This window comes from Verrucomicrobiota bacterium (assembly GCA_038744685.1).
In the GTDB taxonomy this organism is placed as follows: Bacteria; Verrucomicrobiota; Verrucomicrobiia; order Opitutales; family Puniceicoccaceae; genus Puniceicoccus.
Window position 1 is genome coordinate 86,831 of record JBCDMB010000003.1, and the last position, 20,339, is coordinate 107,169.

A 20,339-nucleotide genomic window follows, 5' to 3' on the forward strand; every position below is an offset into this window, starting at 1 on the left:
CGCCTCAAGGTGCTGGAATTTCTTCAATGACCCTTCGGAGAATTCCTTGGACAGTCTTCCTCTCCTCAATTGTATCCGTAGAAGCCGAACGAGGAACCAAACGGTGGACCAGCACGGGCAGCGTCGAGAAAAACACATCGTCCGGAGTAACAAAATCCCTTCCCTGACAGATCGCCCGAGCCTGAACCGCACGTTTTAAAGAGAGAAGTCCGCGAGTGCTCACTCCAGAACGAAACCCTGCCTCAGTTCGAGTGGCTTGAACGATTTTAAGCAGGTAATGCTGCACGGATTCCTCCAGATAAACCTGGGATGCCATCTTTTGAATCTTCAATAAATCATCGGTCGTCATGACTGGTTCAATACGAAGGTCATCATACGCCATGTTAGGATCCCGCAGGATATCCAGTTCCGCGTCGTAATCTGCGTAGCCGACAGATATCCTCATCGAAAAGCGGTCCATCTGGCTTTCGGGAAGCGGGAAAGTTCCCTCAAACTCGACCGGATTCTGGGTCGCGAACACCAAAAACGGGCTTCCCACTTCGAAGGTGGACCCGTCGATCGACACCCGAGATCGGTCCATTACCTCCAGCAAACTGGACTGGGTTTTCGGGGTCGTTCGGTTTATCTCGTCGGCAAGAACAATATTCGCAAAAATCGGTCCCTTTCGAAAGACAAACTCCCGGGATTTTTCATCAAAGACTGACACCCCCAACACATCGGAAGGAAGGAGGTCGCTCGTGAACTGAATTCTCGAAAAAACTCCGTTGAGAGACCGCGCAAGACAGTAAGCGAGTGTCGTCTTGCCCACACCGGGCCGATCTTCAACTAGAAGGTGCCCTCCAGCTACCACGCAGACTAACACCTGCTCGATCACTTGCTCCTTTCCCCGAATTACGGACCCAATACTACGTGACAACGCGGTGAGCTGATTTCTCGCCCACGCCACCTGCGATTTTTCAAGGGGAGGCGCTTCCATCACTCAAATATTGCCCCTTTCCTGTCCTGATGCAACCTTCCGTCTAGTTCCCTTCAAAGCAAAAGATTTGGCCAATCAACTTACGCCCTCGCCTTCGATTAGAGGTGCATTGCGTTTCGTTGAGCAACAAGTGAAAAAAATCTGGGATCATTGTCGGAAGAGTTCCAAACAAACCCTCCGAATAGGACATCCTCCAAAACCTCTTTTTACATTCGCCATGTATCCATTCCTCGCCTTTCCTGCAGTCAAGGTAACGAATCGACCCCGAACAACCAATTGAAAAACCAGAATATACTGTTGTGAACCAAAGCGCGCTGACGCCTCCCGTTTCTGCAAACCTCTCTCTACTCAGTCAATGCGCTGCTCTTCTGGAGACCTTTTCTCCCGAGATTTATTCTGCTAAAGAACCTCCTGTTTTTCCTTCAAGTATCGGTGCTCATGTCCGCCATGTGCTCGATCACTACGACTCTCTCCTTGCAGGTGTTTCCGCTGGACTCATCGACTACCACTCCCGCGAGAGAGATGCGGATACCGAAGTTCACATCAGCCGAGCCCTAGAACGAATCAGAGACATCCGAGACCAAATGACTGATGCGAAGTGGTCTGAAACCGATCTATCCGAATCCTTGCAACTTCGAGTGTCCGCTGAAGATCCCCCAAAGACGATTTCTTCAACCCTGGAAAGAGAATTATTTTTCAGCCTCAGCCACTCGATCCATCATTTTGCTCTCATCGCTATGACAGCCCGCAGAAACGGATCTGATATTCCATCCGATTTTGGAGTAGCGCCTTCCACTCTTTCCTATCGCAAAACGCTCGAAGAGAAGAGTAATTCGTCTTCCTAGGCCAAGAAAGGGGGATCCCTATGTGCACGGCTACATGGATGAGCGGGGACAGTTTTCGTTACCTCCTTTTCAATCGTGATGAGCAGGTAAGTCGTGAGACCGAGCTGCCCCCGAGCCTTTCAGAGCCTGCTCACATGCCGAGATACCTTGCACCCCACGATCCGAAAGGAGGAGGAACGTGGATTTGCGCAAACGAGTACGGTTTGGTCGCAGCTGTCTTGAATCCCTACGAAAAAGACGTGGGAAGCCCCGAAAAGGAAGTAGAACCCGCCACCAGCAATTTCACCAGTCGTGGCGTATTGCCATTAGTGGCAGTGGGCAGCAAACGAATCGACGATGCCGCCGATGCCATTGAAAGCACGGTTGCGAAGGGCGCCTTCCGCCCATTCCTCCTTCTCCTCATGTCCGGAGATCGCCCAGCGGAAGATACAAGTATGGCATGGGATGGACAGAGACTATCCTACCAGAAATTATTCGATTTTCGACAACCTCTCACAACCTCCTCCTTCGAGAGTGGCTCGGTTATCGCGCACCGCCGGAAGCTGTACCAAGACCTCTCGGTCGGTGATCCTAAGCTCCATGAGCTTCTTGATTTCCACTCCATCTTTGACCACTCGAATCCTGCATTCGGACCTGCCATGGTCCGCGAGGATGCCACCACCCGTTCACTCTGCACGGTCAAAGTTGGAACATCCGAGGTTGTGATGAGGCACCAGTTTTTCGATCCGACCACCACCCAGTTTTTGGCCCCATCAGAAGTCCGTTTGCGACGCAAAATACTCTAACTGACTGAAGTGAATCGAAAATCGATAACCAATTTCCGGCGGTGGCTTTATCTTTTGCTCATCGCCTACGCCTTCCTTCTTATTGTTTCCCACCTAAAGAGAAGTCTTTCTCCCGTAGAGGTAGAGCCGGCAGAATCTCAGCAGCTCTTTACCGCAAGAGGTTTTGGAAAAGATAGTGGGAAGGAAATGGGAATCACCTATCTCGACTACGGTCCTCCGGATGGAATCCCCCTTCTTTTGGTTCATGGCAGTCCAGTCGGGTCGTCCGTTTTCAACAATCTGGTGAAAGAACTACCCAACGACTTTCGTATCATTGCACCTGATCTCCCAGGGCACGGGCACTCTACCGTCGATGTGTCCGATGGTTCTTTTCTCGCGGACGCCGATTACCTTCATCAACTGCTTGAACACCTGGGTCTCTCTTCCGTAAACGTCGTTGCCTATAGCCGCGGTGGTGGGCCGGCTCTTCAGTTAATCGATCAATATCCAGAGTCGGTCCAAAGTCTTGTTCTCCTCTCGTCGATTGGGGTGCAGGAACTTGAGCTCCTTGGGAACTACACGCTCAACCACGCCCTTCACAAGCTGCAGTACGCACTTCTCGTCCTAATCGAAGAGCTCACACCCCACTTTGGATATCTCGACAACGCCATTCTCAATTCTGACTACGCCCGCAGTTTCGCGGACGCGGATCAACGTCCCCTCCGGGAAATAATGGAGGCAGTCGACGTGCCCACCCTCATCCTTCATGGAAAGAACGACGCCTTTGTCCCTCTCGCCGCAGCCAAGGAGCACCATCGCATTATTCCTCACAGTGAGAGCAAAACCATTTCCGGTGGACACATTGTTCTTGTCCAAAAGGCAGGAGAAGTCGCTCATCACATCGAGGATTTTGCTCGCCGGTCAGAGTCAGGTATCGCCAAAGTTCGCGGAGAAGCATCGCCAGAACGTCTATTACAGGCAGTAGACAGCGGAAGCGCTCAAACCGCGATCGCTACTACCCGTGGAGGACTCCTCTTCTTATCTCTCATCATTATCCTGGCAACGTTTGTTACTGAAGACTTCACCTGTATCATCGCCGGAATCCTCGCTGCCGCCGGCACGATTCCGTTTTGGGTTGCGGTTTCTGCTTGTTTCATAGGTATCTTCGTCGGCGACCTCATTATCTTCTATTTGGGTCGATGGTTTGGAGCCAAGGCGGTCCGTCGCGCCCCTCTCCGTTACTTCTTGACCGAAGAAAGGCTTGCGTTCGCAACGACCTGGTTCGAAAGGCGGGGAGCTACAGTAATCATCACGAGTCGCTTTATCCCCGGAACCCGACTGCCTATCTACTTTGCAGCAGGAACAGCTCACGCCGACACCGCCAAGTTCCTCTTTTACTTCTTCATTGCAACTGCAATCTGGACCCCACTTTTGGTCGGTCTGGCAACCCTGCTCGGAAATCCTATCCTTCAGTTTTTTTCCCACTTCGAGGAATGGGCTCTCCCCGGGTTAATCGGCCTAATTCTCTTTATCGCCTTCCTTCTCAGGTATGTAGTTCCCCTGTTTACCCACAGGGGGAGGCGTCTCATTTACGGACGATGGAAACGCAAGGTCAGATGGGAATTCTGGCCGCGTTGGATTTTTTACCCTCCTGTGGTTCTTTGGGTGATCTGGCTCGGGATTCGCTTCCGGCGCCCTTCTCTTTTTACTGCCTCCAATCCGGCAATGGAAGCGGGAGGTATCGCCTTTGAATCCAAAACCGTGATCGACCGTGAACTACGAAAGGGAGCTGGTCAGGTTGCGAAGACACTCGCCCTATCGACGAACTCGGAAGTCGAAAAGAAGGTGGAAGATATCCGAGCATTCCAACAGACACTCTCTTCACCGTTTCCGCTTGTCCTCAAACCTGACTTTGGCGAACGAGGGGACGGCGTGCGAATCGTCTCAAATGAAGAAGAACTAGAGACAGTCGTGAATCAAGACGAAGAGCTGGCACTAGCCCAGGAGTTCATTCCCGGATTGGAGTTTGGAGTTTTTTTCGAAAAAGCTGAATCTGAGAAGACAGGTAGAGTTACCTCAATTACCCGGAAAATTCATACCTCAGTCTTGGGAGACGGACGACGGACTTTGGACGAGTTGATTCTCGATGACCCTCGAGCCGTCCTATCCTACCCGTACTTTCGAAAAGCACACAGACACCGACTCATTACCATCCCAGAAGAAGGTGAGACGGTGGAACTAGCTACCTTGGGCTCCCATTGCCGTGGAAGTCTTTTTCTCGATGGACAGGATCTACTCACGCCTTCGCTAACGAAGGCCATAAACAAGATTTTTGAAGGAACAAGTGGGCTTTGCTTTGGCCGAATGGACGTCAAATGTCCAAACGAAGATGATTTTCGAAGCGGTGAGAACATCGTTGTCCTTGAGTTCAATGGCGTGACCTCAGAATCGACTCACATCTATGATCCGACACACTCGCTCTGGTATGCCTACAGGGTCATTTTCTCTCAATGGAAGCGTGCATTTAACGTTGCAGATCTAAACGAAAAGGCAGGAGCTGAGCGTTGGTCTTCCACGAGAACCCTTCGCCTCCTATGGCGAGCTCTTTTAGGAATCGCGCCTGAGAAATAAAGAGATTCTTCCCGATGTTGTAGCAGCGAAAAGTGTTGGATACTCCGGAAGCCGGATCAATCCATTGATCCGAAACGGTGGCAACCTCCCTAAATTTGGTGTTACAGAAAAAAAGACAGACCCGGATGCGCCGATGGGATGTTCTTTCCTTCGAAAACCAGGTGGGTGCTCTCCTTGAAGGCTTTGTCTTCCGATGGGCGGCTTGACAGCACCTTCTCGGGTTCGAGCTCCCTTTTTGATAGAGTAAGGAAAGAAACGGTTTTAAGGCCGAACGCTCCAGGAATGTCTTGGACTCCAAGCAAACACGCAAAATCATGGAGTGCAAGTTCTGACCTCAGACCAGAAACTCCTTCATCTTCGGATTTCAAATTCGACGACCTGAACGCAGTTTTGGTTGACCTCCCCACTCCGGGTGGACAATCCTCACCGCTTTCCTCAAAGGAATGGCCAGATAGCTCAGTCGGTAGAGCAGAGGACTGAAAATCCTTGTGTCGGCAGTTCGATTCTGCCTCTGGCCACCACTTTCGGGTCTACATCAAAGTCTGAGCGACATGAACTCTTGGTTCCCTGGAGGATCCTAAAGATGGATGAAGCACGCTTACAAATTCTCAATTCACAGCAGGTTCTCTCAGCAACAACGCTCCGCAATCCAGTTACATCCGGCGGTTGGCAAATCACTGCAAAGACCGATTTCGGTGCTTTTATACCACTTGAGAGAATTTTTGAGACTTTAAGTATTACCCAACAAATTTAAGATCGCCTGAACCTGGGAGCCTCTTCAAAGATGCCTATTTTAGTGTGGTCGATCTATATTCGTGATGTCCGAGCCTTTTGACGTAGTTGTTATTGGTGGTAGCTTTGCCGGCCTTTCAGCTGCAATGCAAGTAGCGCGCTCCAGGCGCAGTGTTTTAGTTCTGGATACCGGAAAATCCAGAAATCGTTTTGTAACGAGGGCTCATGGACTTGTTGGCTTTGATGGCCAACTCCCCAAAAATATCTTACAACAATTCCGTGATGAACTGATGGCTTACCCTTCGGTGTCACTGGCTAGTCTTGAAATAAAGCAAGCTTGCAAGAAGAGAAGCGGATTTGAGCTCCTTGCTGAAACGGGAGAGGCGTTTCTTACGAAAAGAGTTATTTTGTCTTTCGGCATAGTGGATCGACTTCCCGATGTGCCGGGTTTGCCTGAGTTGTGGGGGAAACAGGTCTTTCACTGCCCTTACTGCAACGGATACGAGGCAAGAGACCAAAGGCTTGGCGTCTTGGCGACTCAACCCTCCTCCTTGGAACAGGCCACAATGCTATTAGAATGGAGTAGTAAAGTTAATCTGTTCACCAACGAGATACTGCCGTTAGATGGCAGCGAGCGGCAACAAGTTTTGGACCAAGGGATTGTTATAAACGATACCAAGGTCGCTTCTCTGGAAACCGCTGGTGACCATCTGACGGCAGTCTCACTTACCGATGGAAGCAGCGTCCAGACCGACACTCTTTTCACCCTAACCAATACGACACTGTCGAACAATCTCGCCGAACAACTTGGATGCGATATTGAAGAGGGACCGTTTGGTCCGTTTATTTCGGTGGACCCCTACAACCAGGAAACTTCTATCTCTGGCGTTTATGCGGCAGGAGATATCACCCGATCCTTCCATAAGTTGTCTTTCGCCATTGCTGACGGAAATCTAGCTGGGGTTAGCGCGCATAAATCATTGGTTATGGGTTGACCACTTGATCTTCATCTCTGAGCCCCTTTCAAATCATCGGTTAGTTGCACGAATTCAAAGCCAAGGGTCACTCTCTTGACTCAATTATACCCAGTTATTTCCATGGCCGGATGGCCTCGGAGATGCTGGCTTTGAGATTGAAAACATTCAGTCCACCCGAGACAGCCGAAGCGAACCGCTCGAATTGTTGCTTTCGGAAAAGTGGTAATTTCCAGTCAAAATGATTGCTCAAAAGCTCGATAGCCCATTGAAAACAGGAATTTGAAGATCAATGAGTCGAAACGGGGAGAATCACTGGAGATAAGAACTTCGAAGATGGAAATTTCTCACATCGACACTCTTTGTAGAATCGTGCCCATCAGGAGCAGAAAGAAGTCCGACAGTTGCCCATGACCGTCTCGGTAGTCATTCCCATCTTTAACGAGAAAGACACTTTGGGAAAAATTGTTTATCAAGTCTGCGCCGTGGATGGTTTGTCTCTAAAAGAGATCATACTTGTCGATGATTGCTCTACAGACGGAACTCGAGAGATTCTCGAGTCAGGTTTTTCAGAACCTGTTTTCAAAAAAGTATATCATGGGAAAAACGAGGGTAAGGGTGCGGCCCTCCGAACAGGATTCCGCCAGGCAACAGGTGATATTATTGCGATACAGGACGCAGACTTGGAGTATGACCCGTCAGAGCTGCCCAGACTGATAGGGCCGATTGAAGAAGGAAAGGCCGATGTAGTCTTTGGTTCTAGATTCACAGGTGCGGGGCCTCACCGAGTCGTGTTTTACTGGCACATGATTGCCAATCGGTTTCTCACGATGTTGTGTAATATGCTGACCAACATTAACCTCACCGATATGGAGTGCTGCTACAAACTATTTCGCCGTGAAGTGCTCGCACGCATTCAAATCGAAGAAAACAGATTTGGTGTAGAGCCTGAGTTGGTCGCCAAAACCGCTCGTTTGGGAGTCCGGATTTTTGAAGTTGGAATTTCTTATTACGGGAGGACCTATGAAGAGGGAAAGAAAATTGGGTGGAAAGACGGTGTGCGTGCTGTCATCTCTATATTTAAATACGGGCTTATCCAGCGGGTGCAAAAGTGAGGCACCTCAGTAGAGTCAAAGACCATACTCAGAAACAACCGCACCCTCTAGCACAGGTCCGCGTCAACCATTAGCTCGGCAGATACCTCCCAACCCGGTCTAGAACATGGCCAATGCCATCAGCCAATGGAATCAATCCTTCGACTTGAACTGACCCGAGAGCTACCCCTGCATGGGCGTCCGTCTTCCGGGTAAGAATTTCCATCGCTACTTTTGCAGAAGAAAACTTTACAACTGCATCGGCTCGAATTTCACGCTCCAGCCCTCTTCGAGGAATAAGTCCATCCCCTGTCTTTTCAATGGTTGCTGCAAGATCCTCTCCATCGACGAGAAAACTTACCGTTCCATTCGGACACTGCTCCAAAATTGTTCTAGCCCATGAATCGCCGCGCCCTATCTCGGCGATTGAGAACAGCGCTGTCGCCAGCGCCAAGCGAACGTGTAAAATGCGGAAGGCAGGGTCCTCAAGCGACTTTCCTTTCGGCTTAAGAAGTGACTGGAAACGGAGAAACAAACGTAATAGTCGAAAAAGGTATATCGGCCTGGACCAACCTCGATACACGATAGGAAGCGCAAAACCTCCACGGATGAAACGCACCGTGTTCTCAACTGACCCTAGTCCGATCAGAATCACAGGCTCGTCTTTCGCAGAACTACCCCATCGGACCTGTCCGTCTTCAACATGCAAGTAGGCAGAATCGCCAGCAGAGTTAGTAAACTGAATGGAGCCTTTGCTTGATCCCAGTATCCGTGCAGCCTCCGGGTCGAATTTGATGAAATCTTCGAAAGACGGAAGGATCCCGCGAAAAAAAAGACCCGCACAAACCTCAAGGTCGGGAACGGAGGATTCGGCAATCACGGGGCCAGGGATCTCAGTTTACTCAGAATGTCCAACGGGTGTTTTTCAGGTCGCACCGTGTTCATTGCTCCAACGACTTCATCCCGTTTAGCAGGCTCCTGAATCCATTCTTTGATGATCGTAGGTAAATGGTGCGTCCTCTGAAGGAGTGATCCGATACCATTCTTACGACAGTACTTTACCGTAATACATTCCTGCGGCATGACTCCTCCAACTCCGTTGAATATCAAAGGACAACGAGTCAAAATTGCCTCACTAGTCGTTCCCGTTCCAGAACGGGCAACTACCGCCGATGCGCCAGAGAGCAATCTACTCATCTTTTCGTAATAAGGAATGGGTCGAACCGGAAGTAGGGGGTGATTTTCCTGCCAACGACGAATCTCTGCAATAGTTTCGGTCTTCCGTCCACAAAGTGCCACTACCTGCGGATAGACTTTGGCTTCGTAGAGAGAATTCAATGCTCTGATGTGATTGTTCGCCCCGTTGGCTCCGGTTCCGAGCACGAGAACGAAACGGTCCCCGTCAAAACCAAACTCATCACGGAGATATCGGGCCTTCTCCTCATCCGAAAACGGCTTCTTGTAGAACGCTGGATCAAGAAGGAAACCTCCGACCCAATTGCGATCGTCTCCCAATCCATGAACCGAAGCCGCATTGCAAACCTCTTCAACAGCTCCTATAAATAGGTCAGCTTTAGGGTTTACCCAATGGCGACTAAATCCATATCCATCCGACAGTTCTCCGCAGTAAGTCACACACTTCAACGTCCGACCGGGCAAAGCCCATTTTGCCAAGTCAAAGAAGCCATGATTCAGGTGAGCGTGTGTACTAACGATAATGTCAGGCTCCACTTTACGCACTCTTTCAGTGAAGCGGTCTCTTCCCCAAATCTTGTCACCAGAGTCGTGCAGTGATGCGTGCTCGAGAAAGTTAAAGTAAACGTGATGTAGCTTTGGCCAAAACTGCTGAATCCGATTGTACAACTTTACCCCAAAATCGTAAAGCCCGTGAGTATCCTCTAATGCTTGATGAATCTCAACCTTAAGGCCGAAACGGCTACCTTCATCCGTTTCGGACCAAGCCTTGAGCGCTCGGGCTCTCATGTCGTGACCACCGCCTGTACTCGAGGTTAGCACGAGCACCCTTCGAGGCGGGAGAGAGTGATCCGGCACCCGGGTGAGCGGGGAATCCCTATTCTCTCGTGCCTCTGTCTCTTGATCCTCTGATAGACTCACTGCACCACGCACCTCATACCCGTCGCTGGCCGCATCTTTGATTCCATCATTTCAGCAGCCGCTTCTTCTTCTCTTTTTTTCGCAGCATCTTCTTCAGCTTGGACCGGTCTGCCTCATTGACGATAAATCCGACGCAGTCTTTCGTGCCGCACTTACAAGGATGGTCCAGCGCGCTTTCCAAAGCATATCCGTAGTCGAAAGTTAATTCCTCTCCCGGAAGAATCTCCCGAAGAGCCACAAACCAGATCCTTCCCCGGTAGTTGACCGCTTCACAATTAGGTTCGCAGCTATGGTTTGCAAAACGGGCTACGTTTCCGGGCTTATTTCCATCGAGGTCGTATTTCTTATTTAACTCAAAAATATACACCTGACCCGAACCATTTTTTTTGCCTTTTGCGTCCTGGGAAATCGCACGCTTTTCCGATTCCGCCTTGGTGATTTTCTCACCTCGATATTCGATTACATACTCGCCTTCGTCGATCAAACGGCGCGAGTACAAGCCTCGATTGTGAATCGAAGACTTGCGCACCACGTAGGGACGCGACTTGTTGCTCATTCAGAACCAAAAATGATTTGGCTCACCGCGGGCAACTCGAAAACAGAGATTACTCCCAGCTAACGACTTCGGGAAAGCCATTGGCGTCATCTTCCTCGGAAAAAAACACGACTGACGCTCTGAGACCCCCAGTTGGCAAACGACCCCGGGTCTGTGAAGTGAGGTTACCCTCTTGCAAGCCATCGATCCTGCCGTCCCGATTACTATCTACAGCCATGTAGATGTTGGGATTTCCAAACGCATCAACAATTGTTCCATCCGCAACGCCATAAGGCGAATCCGTCGCAATCGAATCTTCTGCAAACGAGTAGAGCCGAATATTCTTTTTGTTGAACGTGGTATCTCCTTCGTCTCCGGTCAAAACAGCGAAAAAATCGCCGGTTTCGGTCTGCGGAAAATCAAATCGGGGGTAATAACCATACTCCTGACGAAAGGATTCAACCGCAGCCACCCACTGGCTGAACATAGATTTGGTCTTAGTCTTCTTCGCGTTTTCCCTTACTGCACCGACGGCCGGTATGATGATCCCGGCAAGAATACCGATGATCGCAATCACCGTAAGAAGTTCAATTAGGGTAAAACCTTTGGATTTTCTGTTTAATTTCTTTGTCATGGCTATCATTCGTTGAGGTAAATATTGTCGGGGTTTCCATTCGCTGCCTTATCGACGATTCCGCTCGATGGATTGGTCAGGTCACCATCTTGTCCCCGCGAGAATAGGACAAAGCCGAACCGATTCCAAGAAGAGGAGTCGTTGTTGTACTGATAGACATATGGATTGCCCCACGGGTCCAAAAATTTGTTGTCAGAGGCAAAAGTGTTACCGTTCTCCGGACTCTCGAGTTCAAACTTAGAGACATCCACCAACGCTCTCTTCGTGGTTTCAGAACCGTTGGAATCACGGAAAGAATCGCCGTTCGGATCCGTTTGTCCCGTGAGTGCCTGATACAGTGTTTCTGCATTTTCTTCCCAACTGGCGCCTGTCGCGATCGGATAAGATCCATGTTCTGCGCGGTAGGCCTCGAGAGAAGATGCCAGGGCAGACAACTCTGCGGCCGCCTTTGTACGCGCCTGCCTCTGATAAACGCCAGCAGCGATTCCAAAGGAAATTGCTGATAAAACCGCAATCACTCCAATCACTGTCAGAAGCTCTACCAATGTGAAGCCAGCATTTCTTTTCATACCTAAATCTTGTTCATCTCATTCCGCGCCGCAACCGAATTCTACCCGCAAGATTCATCGGATGTTTACAATTCAACTCGAGATTTTTGCATGAAAAGGACGTCTGAAATCAAAAAATCGCTAACAGGGGCATTGCTTCCCGGCGTTCATTTACCCAAAACAGGGACGTGACAAGCGATACTAGTATTCGATACCGAAAAACCCCAAAGACACCCTTTGTATTCGGAAACATTCTTTTAGCTGCTCTCGGTGCCTCCCTCGTTTTCTTCGGACCCGAACCTTTTTCCGTTTCCACAGTTCTTCTAGTCGTCCTGTGCCTTGCTATCGGTGGGGTGCTTACTCTGATCCCATTCTTACTAGACCAGTTTTCCCTACTTAACGTCAGTCGGAATCGTGCCTCTCAAGCGGCAGTGAATTTACGCGCCGCACTTTCGAGATCAGAGGAGATTTTGACCGAGTTGCGAGAAAAGGAAATGAGTGAAAACCCTCTCAGACTCGTCTCCGAGAGGCTTCCTCAGCTTGTTGGTGAGAAGCTGAAAGACTCTTTGGATCACGAATTTCGTGAGCGTTTTGCGGAAGAACTTCTGAATCGGGTAAAAGAAGAAACGAATACACTGCTGCAAAAGGCAGCTGCTGAACAGAAAAGGCTACAGGAAGAGATTCTTGCCCAATTCGAGCAAGTGCGAGACTACCCCAAGATCGTCGAGAAGTTGTCGGATCAATTGCAGTCCTTCTCGGCACACGCAGCAAAGCGCGAGCTCGTCCAGACCGGCTTGGAACAAATATCCGTGGAAGTAAAACGCCTGGAGATTAAGCTGGACGACTTACGCCGTTCACAGCTTTTCGGAGTGCCGACCCTCAGTGAAGAAGAGCCTTCTCCCATTCCCGCAAAGGGAGCAGCTGCATCTCAACCCTCTAAAGTAGAAGAATCAAAGGAACTGGATTCGAAGGCGCAAAAACAACCGGGAAAGAACGGTGAAGGGCAGACTTCTCCGAATAAAGACGAGTCTGCTACTGCTGCTGTTTCTTCCTCCGAAAAAAGGGAGGCTGAATCGATCGGTAAAAAGGCATCAATCGTTGTCTCAGCTTTCGTCGGTATCCAAAACGGAGTTTACCTCAGAGGGGATCACCCGCTTCTTTCCCCGGAAAAAGGCGTTCGGCTAGAAATGACCGGAATCGGTGAATGGATATGGACAGCCGAGATTGAGGACTCTTTTCAGGCAGAGCTCTTCCTCAATGACGAAACACCAGCCGAAACGGGAAAATTTACGGTAAGGCCAGGAGATCACCTCATTCTGGATCCCACCTTCCCGTCTCCCTAGCGTTACTTACGGGAGTATTCATTACCGCAAGAGGACCAAAAAGGCCCTGTGGAAGACTGAGAAAACGGAGGCGATCGGGACCTCAGCCCTTTACCAATTCAAAAGCCGCCAGGGCGCGCTCTCTTCCTTCCTTATGCTCAATCATCGGGAATGGGTATGTCTCTCCCAACTCAACGCCCGCCTTCTCCAATTCATCGTCTGGGGCTTCCCATGGCTCGTGAATGTATGACTTTGAGAGGTGCTTCAGTTCCGGGACATATTTTTTCACGTAAAGTCCTTCTGGATCGAATTTTTTTCCCTGTGTCATCGGATTAAAGACACGAAAATAAGGCGCAGCATCGGCCCCACAACCTCCACTCCACTGCCAGCCAAGGGTATTGGACGCGAGGTCGGCATCCACAAGACAATCCCAAAACCACTTTGCACCCGCGTTCCATGGCTGCAGCAAGTGCTTCACCAGGAATGACGCAACAATCATCCTTACCCGGTTATGCATCCAACCCTCGCTGTAAAGCTGCCTCATCCCAGCATCAACAATCGGATACCCAGTTTCGCCACTCTCCCATTTCTTTTGAGAATCTACCGAAACCTCCCACGGAAACTCCGCGTACTTATCGCGAAGTGGCCTTTCTGGTGTTTGCGGGAAATGATAAAGAACGTGGTAAGCAAATTCTCTCCAACCAATCTCTGACAAAAAGGTTTTACCTCCTTGGGTGTGAGCCTGTTCCTTGCGGACCGCTAAAGACCATACTTGTCGAGGACCTATCAGGCCCCAATGAAGATACGCAGAGAGGCTAGAGGTTCCGTCGATACCGGGAAAATCCCGATCAGTATCATACGCACTCACTGGTCCTGAGAGGAAGTCCGAAGCTTTCTTGTGCGCCGCTTCTTCGCTCACCTCCCACCGAGCCAGCAGCTTTTCTCCCCAGTCGAGCTCGGGTAAAAGTCCCATCGACTCCAAGGAGTCTGACCGCGGGGAAGATTTCGGGATCAGCAGGTTTTCCAGATCGACCTGAACCGGCTCACGCATCGACCGTGAACCCGCATTTTTCCAAAATGGAGTGAACACCTGGAACGGTTTTCCTTGCTGGGTAGCCACCTCCCACGGCTCCCACAGTAACGAAGAGTTAAAGCTCTCAACCACTTTCCCAGCCTCCTTGAGACGCTTCTTAATCTCGGAGTCTCGACGGATGATTCTTGGCTCGTAACGTCGGTTCCAGAACACTCCAGCTGCCGCTGTTTCTTTGAGTAATTCCTCCAAAATTTTATCACTGGAACCTTTCCGAACTACCAGCGCTAACCCGAGGGCAGCTAAATCCTTTTCCAGAGAAGCAATAGCTTCGTGAAGAAAAACCTTCGAAGCTCCTCCAGGCTTCCACTGTCCTTCCGCATCCTCATCGAGAATGAAAACCGGAACAATCGAATAACCCATCTCGATCGCCTGTGCGAACGCAGAGTTATCCTGTATTCGAAGGTCTTTTCGGAACCACAGTAAAATCGTCTTTTCAGACTCCATAGTAGCGACGAGCGGTCGCCCGCTACCTAATCTCCGGCAAAATCACCACTCGTCAGGAAACAGTCCATGCATTCTCGCGGTCGGGAAATACCGGCCGGGACAAACCGTGTGGTGCTTCCCGTCAATCTCCCGGTGAACTGCAAATTTCGTCCGATTCGGGATGAGATCGCGCAGGTAACCCGTCAAAGCGGTGAGGGAAGCGATCTGCCGAGCAGTCGGACGGCTGGACTGAAAGTTGCCGACAAGACAGACTCCCACACCTTGCTCGTTCACCTTGGAAGACTTTACATGACCGCCATGAAGTTGCCGGTCCCACCGAGGTCCGATTTCGATTTCTCCGTCCGCCGATTTGGTGCCGTTGCCAATGACAAAATGGTAAGCCAATCCATTACGCATTCCTCTTCTTCGGTGGTAGTTGTCGTAGATTTGTGCGTTACCTGTGCCCACTCCTGCGTGGTGAACCACAATATACCGCCAGGTCCGAAGACCACCTCGCTTCGGCTCTGAAACACGTTTCACCTCGGACAACACATTATCGCCAGGCAATTGAAGCACCTGCCCGACCCGAATCAAATCACCGGTGATTCCGTTCTCAAAACGAATCGCGTCAACTGAAGTACCGAACTTTGCCGCGATCCCCGAAAGGGTATCTCCACTGCGAACGGTGTAGGTACCGCCGGACGCACTGTACGCTCGGAGCGGCCACAAACCGAGGGTGCCGGTAGAGATACCAGCACTTACCAAGCTGCAAAAACGTCGACGGTCCACTCGCAGACCCAACCACAAAACCCGCCGTTTCTCAAGAATCATGTCTAAACTCAATCGCAAAGGTCTCGGCCCAGTTCCAAACTTTCACTGGTAAAAGGAGGCCTCGACCCAAACCTCATTGATCAATGGATTCTCAACCCCTGAATCGTCTACTCGCACGATAAGTCCCTTTACCAATTCTTCGAGTGGGACTAGGGTCTCGGTATATGGTTCTTCATTGGCACACAGAACCGTTTCTTTTGATCGGCCTTTTATTGCCTGCCTGGCTTTATGCACTCTGGACCGGCCCTTTCCGCTCGGAGTCGGATTCGTATTCCTTGGGACGGTCTATTTCATTCTATCTGGGACTTGCGATTACCTACCTGGCAGTGGGCTCACCACTCGATCAATTGGGAGAGGACTATCTCTTCTCCGCTCATATGATCCAGCACCTGCTCCTTATGTATGTTACGCCGGTGCTCTTTGTTATCGGCCTGCCGCCGCAACAGGTTGATCGATTTCTGAGCAAACACCCAAGGCTGGTCTCGATTTTCCATTCGCTTCTTCATCCGGTTCTGACGGGAGCCGTTTTTACACTATCCTTCAGTCTCTGGCATGTCCCCACACTCTATGAGGCAGCACTTTCCAATAAGACGGTTCATATCCTTGAACACCTTACTATCTGGATACCATCGATAGGAGTAGCTTGGAACCTGTTTACTCCCTCCAAGATTCTTCCACCGATTAGTTACCCCGCAAGGCTTCTCATGCTTTTTATCCTCATGATCACGCAACTTCCGGTGTTTGGAGTTCTCACGATGTCAGGGACCGTGCTTTACCCAACCTACGAATGGGCTCCAAGGATAATTGATCTTAGCCCTATCGATGATCAGGTCCTCGGCGGGCTTCTTATGAAAGTAGGTGGAATGGTTTTCGTTTTACCCATTTTTGGCTACTGCTTTTACCAATGGGCCAAAACCACACAATCGGACGAGATCTTCGAAGAGAAAACTCCGAAGGTTCCGTCGAGGACTTCAACTACCCCGCTCGAAGACTCGTCATCAATCGGTGCCTAAGAGGGTTGTGTCCTCGGTGTGGTGGTCCGGGCCTTTTTCGGGGCGATCCTTCCGACACCCACAAGATGAAAAAATGGGGGTTCCGTCTTCGCAGTGAGTGTCCCTACTGTGGTTTGCGCTACGAAGAAGAAAGTGGCGTGACCCTATGGACAACGGTGTTTGGGTATGTACTCGTAGTCTTACTGGCAGTGTGCCCGATTCTCCTTCTTGTTGCTCTGGACTGGGTGCCCGTTTTCGCTGCGACCATTCTTGGGGTTGTCTTGTCTTTCGGACTACCAGTCTTGCTCTACCCTTTTCTCCTACGGATCACCCTGGCCTGTTGGTTTGGGTTTCACCCTGATGCATTTGATCAAGAAAATGAACCGGCCAAATCCCCTTACTCTTGAGCCTCTGGACGATGCCAGTCTCCGCGGGCTCCTTTTCCTCTCCTGCTTTGGCTGCCTCATTGCCGCAAAGTGTGCGATCTCGGAAGCCTTACGCCTATACTACGGTTTCGCTATCAACTCCGCACTCTTCATCTGGCTACCCTCTTTGGTAATTGGAGGTGCGGTTTGCCTTCTTTACATTGCGGGCCCGGGATCGAGCTTTCATGCCTACTGGAAGTCAAAACAGTTTTTAATTCCTGCCGCCCTGATCTGGTTGACGATCGCTTTCAGTGTGGTTCGACAAGTTCCTTCGGTATTGGTTCCCGGAGTCATCTGTCTTGTCGCGGCGGCGGCAGCTTTTGTCCTCGGAAGAATTCGCAATTCGATCGCAGTAAGTTTTTTAGCCGCTTTTTGGGCCTTCGGTGCCGCGTTGTCTTTTTTCTATCCTCCGGTAGGTTCCTATTCGATCTTCGCGATTTTACTGGTTCTCTTCGGATCGATACCGTGTGGGATCGGTTATTTCCACCTGAAAGCACCTTGAGCTTGGCCTGATACCGAACTCAGGAGGTATCAGCGTTTCAGAGGCTCTAACGTAAAACAGCGATCGACCTTTCTAAACTAGTAAGAAACGTATCAACTTCCTGTTCCGTGTTATAGAACGCGAAGGAGGCGCGGGTCGTCGCAGTGAGACCAAGATGCTCAAGCAAAGGTTGGGTGCAGTGATGTCCCGCGCGAACCGCGACCCCATCTCGGTCAAGGAACGTTGCCAAGTCATGAGGATGAACTCCATCCACAACGAAAGACGCAACCCCTACCTTTCTAGGCGCTTCACCGACGAGGCGCACTCCCGTTAGAGACTCAAGGCCAGCAGTCGCTTTTTTCAAGAGGGTATCCTCCTGGCGCTCCATCCTCTCGTAGCCGGTATCCCCAATAAACCGAATGGCCTCCGCCAGTCCGATCGCACCAGCGATATGCGGAGTTCCTGCCTCAAACCGAGCTGGCGGCTCGGCAAAAGTCGTTCCAGAAAAAGACACTCTCTCAATCATGTCGCCTCCTCCTTGGTACGGAGCCATCTTCGCGAGCAATTCTTTCTTTCCGTAGAGGACACCGATCCCTGTTGGACCGAACACTTTGTGTCCCGAGAGAACATAGAAGTCGCAATCAAGATCGGTCACATCAACGGCTAGATGAGGCACAGCCTGTGCACCATCCACCAGCACAGGAACTTCAACCTCATGCGCGAGAGCGACCATCTCCTTCGCAGGATTTATAGTCCCAAGGGAATTCGAAACATGACAAAACCCCGCCATTACTGCCTCCTCGGAGAGAGCCTTTCGAAAGTCTTCAAGATCCACCTCTCCCTCGGGGGAAATCAAAACAGGCCTAACCGACAACCCCAGCTTTTCCCCAGCGATCTGCCAAGGAACAATGTTCGCGTGATGCTCCATAACAGTGAGGACAATCGTCCCACCCGGCTTGGCAACTGAAGGCAGAAAGCTCGATGCGACAAGGTTTACCGATTCGGTCGCATTTCTTGTAAAAATGATTTCGCCAGCCGAAGCCGCACCCAGAAAACCAGCCACAGTTTCCCTTGCCGATTCGTAAGCGGCAGTCGCTTCCTCGCTCAAAAAGTGGAGTCCCCGATGGATGTTGGAGTAACCCTCGCGATAGAATTGACTGAGTGAGTCGATAACCCTTTGAGGTTTTTGGGTGGACGCTGCATTATCAAAATACACTAAAGCCTTTCCATACTTTTCCCGCGCAAGGATCGGAAACTCAGCCCTGATCTTATCCACATCCAGATCCATTTCGATAGTCATTCCATTCACCTCGTTACCCTATCTGGCCCTACCCTAAAACGCAAAAGGGAGCCCAGATTTTTCAGAAGCGGTTTTTATGGTCAGTAATTAAATTTCGCAAGAATTGCCTGCGCGCCGGCGAGGGCACTTCACCCATTGTAAGAGGAACCGTGTTTGCCCGTTGAAGATCTTCTGCGAACTGCCCTAACTTAGGCCGAAAGCTCTCATTGCCTGCACCAAGCGCACGAAACCTCCAATGTTCGCTCCCGCTTGGTAGTTTTCCGGTCCCGCATAACGACTTCCGAAGTTCAAACACCGCTGATGGATTCCCTTCATAATCTCTTGAAGGCGAGTATCGACTTCCGCAAAGCTCCATTGCTCCAACGAAGCGTTCTGCTGCATCTCGAGAGCAGATACAGCTACTCCACCCGCATTAGCTGCCTTCGCAGGTCCAAAGAGAATTCCTTCTTCGAGAAAACGGTGAATGGCACCCGGTTCACACGGCATATTCGCTCCTTCGCAAACCAGTTGGCAACCGTTTCCAAGCAAGGTCTCTGCGTCTGTCTCTGAGATTTCGTTTTGCGTAGCGCAGGGAAAAGCAAGGTCACATTCCAAATCCCAAACCGTTTCATCAGGACGATACTCTACCCCGTCCCGCCCCGTTGGATACTCCGAAAGTCGACCTCTTTCGATTTCCTTCAGACTACGCAGACAGTCCACGTCGATTCCGGCCGGCGCGTAAACAGAACCGCCCGAGTCTGAGCAGGAAATCACCCTTGCGCCCTTCTGCTGCAACTTCTGGATGGTATAAATGGCAACATTTCCCGAGCCGGAGACTACAGCGGTTTTTCCTTCCAGACCCTCACCGCGTTCTCCCAACATCGACTCCGCAAAATAAACGCATCCGTAGCCAGTAGCCTCTTTCCGAACCAGAGAGCCACCCCAGGATGCGTCTTTCCCGGTGATTACCCCCAATTCATAACGGTTCGTCAAACGCTTGTATTGCCCAAACAAATACCCGATCTCACGACCGCCTACACCGATATCTCCTGCTGGAACATCCGTCTGCTGGCCAATGTGCCGATGCAACTCCGTCATGAAACCCTGGCAAAAGCGCATCACCTCGTGGTCTGACCGACCTCGTGGATCAAAGTCAGATCCTCCCTTTCCTCCTCCAAGCGAGAGTCCGGTCAGACTATTTTTAAAGATCTGTTCAAACCCAAGAAACTTGATGACCCCAAGGTTAACCGTGGGATGAAACCGCAGGCCTCCCTTGTATGGACCGAGCGCACTGTTGAATCCGACCCGAAACCCACGGTTTACATTGACCCTTCCGCTGTCTTCAGCCCACACCACCCGAAAGACCGCCTGCCTTTCCGGTTCGCAGACGCGCTCCAGCAAATTGAGCTCTTCAATTTCCGGAAACTCTGTGAGCACTGGCTCAAGAGAAGGGAGAACTTCTTCAACAGCCTGAATGAAGATCGGCTCATTGTGATTGCGCTGACGGACAATCTCCAGAACGGATTCGAGGTAGTCGTTCATAGGAAAAGCATGGAGATTTGTTACAAAAGGTGCGAGCCTCAAAAGCACCAATGGAGGGACATCGGCCTCGATGTCCGCAGGCATTCAACAAGGACATTTGCGA

At 50.6% G+C, this 20,339-nt stretch carries 20 protein-coding genes, 1 tRNA gene and 1 other RNA gene; 11 read left to right on the forward strand and 11 right to left on the reverse strand.

The window, feature by feature from the left end; translation table 11 throughout:
• Positions 1–4: 4 nt before the first annotated feature.
• Positions 5–976, reverse strand: a complete 972-nt coding sequence (locus AAGJ81_02745) for a MoxR family ATPase (GenBank protein ID MEM0965059.1) — start codon at positions 974–976, stop codon at positions 5–7.
• Between the two features lie 299 nt (positions 977–1,275).
• Here AAGJ81_02745 and AAGJ81_02750 point away from each other — a divergent pair, with 299 nt between their 5' ends.
• Genes AAGJ81_02750 through AAGJ81_02760 form a run of 3 tightly spaced genes read left to right on the forward strand, consistent with a single transcriptional unit; the run spans position 1,276 to position 5,216 of the window.
• Positions 1,276–1,821 (forward strand): DinB family protein, encoded by a 546-nt coding sequence (locus tag AAGJ81_02750; GenBank protein MEM0965060.1) that lies wholly within the window; start codon positions 1,276–1,278, stop codon positions 1,819–1,821.
• A gap of 20 nt (positions 1,822–1,841) precedes the next feature.
• Entirely contained in the window at positions 1,842–2,606 is a 765-nt protein-coding gene (locus AAGJ81_02755; GenBank protein MEM0965061.1) for an NRDE family protein, read from the forward strand.
• Positions 2,607–2,615: 9 nt separating this feature from the next.
• Positions 2,616–5,216: an alpha/beta fold hydrolase gene (locus AAGJ81_02760; GenBank protein MEM0965062.1), complete on the forward strand. Its 2,601-nt coding sequence runs from the start codon at positions 2,616–2,618 to the stop codon at positions 5,214–5,216.
• Positions 5,217–5,330: 114 nt separating this feature from the next.
• Here the strand turns inward: AAGJ81_02760 and ssrS are convergent.
• Positions 5,331–5,502: non-coding RNA, 6S RNA (gene ssrS / locus AAGJ81_02765), on the reverse strand.
• Positions 5,503–5,661: 159 nt separating this feature from the next.
• Here ssrS and AAGJ81_02770 point away from each other — a divergent pair.
• The 4 genes from AAGJ81_02770 to AAGJ81_02785 all read left to right on the forward strand — a co-directional run bounded on the left by AAGJ81_02770 (position 5,662) and on the right by AAGJ81_02785 (position 8,037).
• Positions 5,662–5,737 (forward strand) — tRNA-Phe (locus AAGJ81_02770).
• A 62-nt stretch (positions 5,738–5,799) separates the two neighbouring features.
• Complete coding sequence (locus AAGJ81_02775; protein ID MEM0965063.1) at positions 5,800–5,970, forward strand: hypothetical protein; 171 nt, start codon at positions 5,800–5,802, stop codon at positions 5,968–5,970.
• A 64-nt stretch (positions 5,971–6,034) separates the two neighbouring features.
• Positions 6,035–6,943, forward strand: coding sequence for an NAD(P)/FAD-dependent oxidoreductase (locus tag AAGJ81_02780; protein MEM0965064.1), 909 nt, complete (start codon positions 6,035–6,037; stop codon positions 6,941–6,943).
• Between the two features lie 389 nt (positions 6,944–7,332).
• Entirely contained in the window at positions 7,333–8,037 is a 705-nt protein-coding gene (locus AAGJ81_02785; protein MEM0965065.1) for a glycosyltransferase family 2 protein, read from the forward strand.
• Between the two features lie 70 nt (positions 8,038–8,107).
• Here AAGJ81_02785 and AAGJ81_02790 read toward each other — a convergent pair whose 3' ends face one another.
• The 5 genes from AAGJ81_02790 to AAGJ81_02810 form a co-directional block, all read right to left on the reverse strand.
• Complete coding sequence (locus tag AAGJ81_02790; GenBank protein ID MEM0965066.1) at positions 8,108–8,896, reverse strand: hypothetical protein; 789 nt, start codon at positions 8,894–8,896, stop codon at positions 8,108–8,110.
• Positions 8,893–10,032 carry a glycosyltransferase gene (locus AAGJ81_02795; protein ID MEM0965067.1) on the reverse strand — a complete coding sequence of 380 codons (1,140 nt, stop codon included), beginning with the start codon at positions 10,030–10,032 and terminating at the stop codon, positions 8,893–8,895. Before AAGJ81_02795 ends, AAGJ81_02790 begins: the two co-directional genes overlap by 4 nt.
• 145 nt (positions 10,033–10,177) lie before the next feature.
• Positions 10,178–10,687: an SET domain-containing protein-lysine N-methyltransferase gene (locus tag AAGJ81_02800; GenBank protein MEM0965068.1), complete on the reverse strand. Its 510-nt coding sequence runs from the start codon at positions 10,685–10,687 to the stop codon at positions 10,178–10,180.
• Positions 10,688–10,736: 49 nt separating this feature from the next.
• Positions 10,737–11,300, reverse strand: coding sequence for a prepilin-type N-terminal cleavage/methylation domain-containing protein (locus AAGJ81_02805; protein ID MEM0965069.1), 564 nt, complete (start codon positions 11,298–11,300; stop codon positions 10,737–10,739).
• 5 nt (positions 11,301–11,305) lie between these two features.
• A complete protein-coding gene (locus tag AAGJ81_02810) occupies positions 11,306–11,869 on the reverse strand; it encodes a type II secretion system protein (protein ID MEM0965070.1) in 564 nt (187 codons plus the stop codon).
• 167 nt (positions 11,870–12,036) lie between these two features.
• Here AAGJ81_02810 and AAGJ81_02815 point away from each other — a divergent pair, with 167 nt between their 5' ends.
• A complete protein-coding gene (locus AAGJ81_02815) occupies positions 12,037–13,191 on the forward strand; it encodes a hypothetical protein (GenBank protein ID MEM0965071.1) in 1,155 nt (384 codons plus the stop codon).
• An 82-nt stretch (positions 13,192–13,273) separates the two neighbouring features.
• On the opposite strand, the gene AAGJ81_02820 is transcribed toward AAGJ81_02815, so the two are convergent.
• Both AAGJ81_02820 and AAGJ81_02825 read right to left on the reverse strand, forming a co-directional pair.
• Positions 13,274–14,707 (reverse strand): deoxyribodipyrimidine photo-lyase, encoded by a 1,434-nt coding sequence (locus tag AAGJ81_02820; GenBank protein MEM0965072.1) that lies wholly within the window; start codon positions 14,705–14,707, stop codon positions 13,274–13,276.
• Between the two features lie 42 nt (positions 14,708–14,749).
• Positions 14,750–15,517, reverse strand: coding sequence for an N-acetylmuramoyl-L-alanine amidase (locus tag AAGJ81_02825; protein MEM0965073.1), 768 nt, complete (start codon positions 15,515–15,517; stop codon positions 14,750–14,752).
• 164 nt (positions 15,518–15,681) lie between these two features.
• Between AAGJ81_02825 and AAGJ81_02830 the strand changes: the two genes are divergently transcribed.
• The 3 genes from AAGJ81_02830 to AAGJ81_02840 all read left to right on the forward strand — a co-directional run bounded on the left by AAGJ81_02830 (position 15,682) and on the right by AAGJ81_02840 (position 17,436).
• The gene (locus AAGJ81_02830) at positions 15,682–16,530 is read left to right on the forward strand and encodes a cytochrome c oxidase assembly protein (protein ID MEM0965074.1); all 849 of its coding nucleotides are present in this window, start codon (positions 15,682–15,684) and stop codon (positions 16,528–16,530) included.
• 65 nt (positions 16,531–16,595) lie between these two features.
• Positions 16,596–16,916 (forward strand): hypothetical protein, encoded by a 321-nt coding sequence (locus tag AAGJ81_02835; protein ID MEM0965075.1) that lies wholly within the window; start codon positions 16,596–16,598, stop codon positions 16,914–16,916.
• Positions 16,888–17,436, forward strand: coding sequence for a hypothetical protein (locus AAGJ81_02840; protein MEM0965076.1), 549 nt, complete (start codon positions 16,888–16,890; stop codon positions 17,434–17,436). The genes AAGJ81_02835 and AAGJ81_02840 overlap by 29 nt, the downstream gene beginning before the upstream one ends.
• A 46-nt stretch (positions 17,437–17,482) precedes the next feature.
• Here AAGJ81_02840 and AAGJ81_02845 read toward each other — a convergent pair whose 3' ends face one another.
• Together AAGJ81_02845 and gdhA are read right to left on the reverse strand one after the other, a co-directional pair.
• Complete coding sequence (locus AAGJ81_02845) at positions 17,483–18,715, reverse strand: cysteine desulfurase (GenBank protein ID MEM0965077.1); 1,233 nt, start codon at positions 18,713–18,715, stop codon at positions 17,483–17,485.
• 183 nt (positions 18,716–18,898) lie between these two features.
• The gene (gene gdhA, locus AAGJ81_02850) at positions 18,899–20,236 is read right to left on the reverse strand and encodes an NADP-specific glutamate dehydrogenase (GenBank protein MEM0965078.1); all 1,338 of its coding nucleotides are present in this window, start codon (positions 20,234–20,236) and stop codon (positions 18,899–18,901) included.
• Between the last annotated feature and the right edge of the window lie 103 nt (positions 20,237–20,339).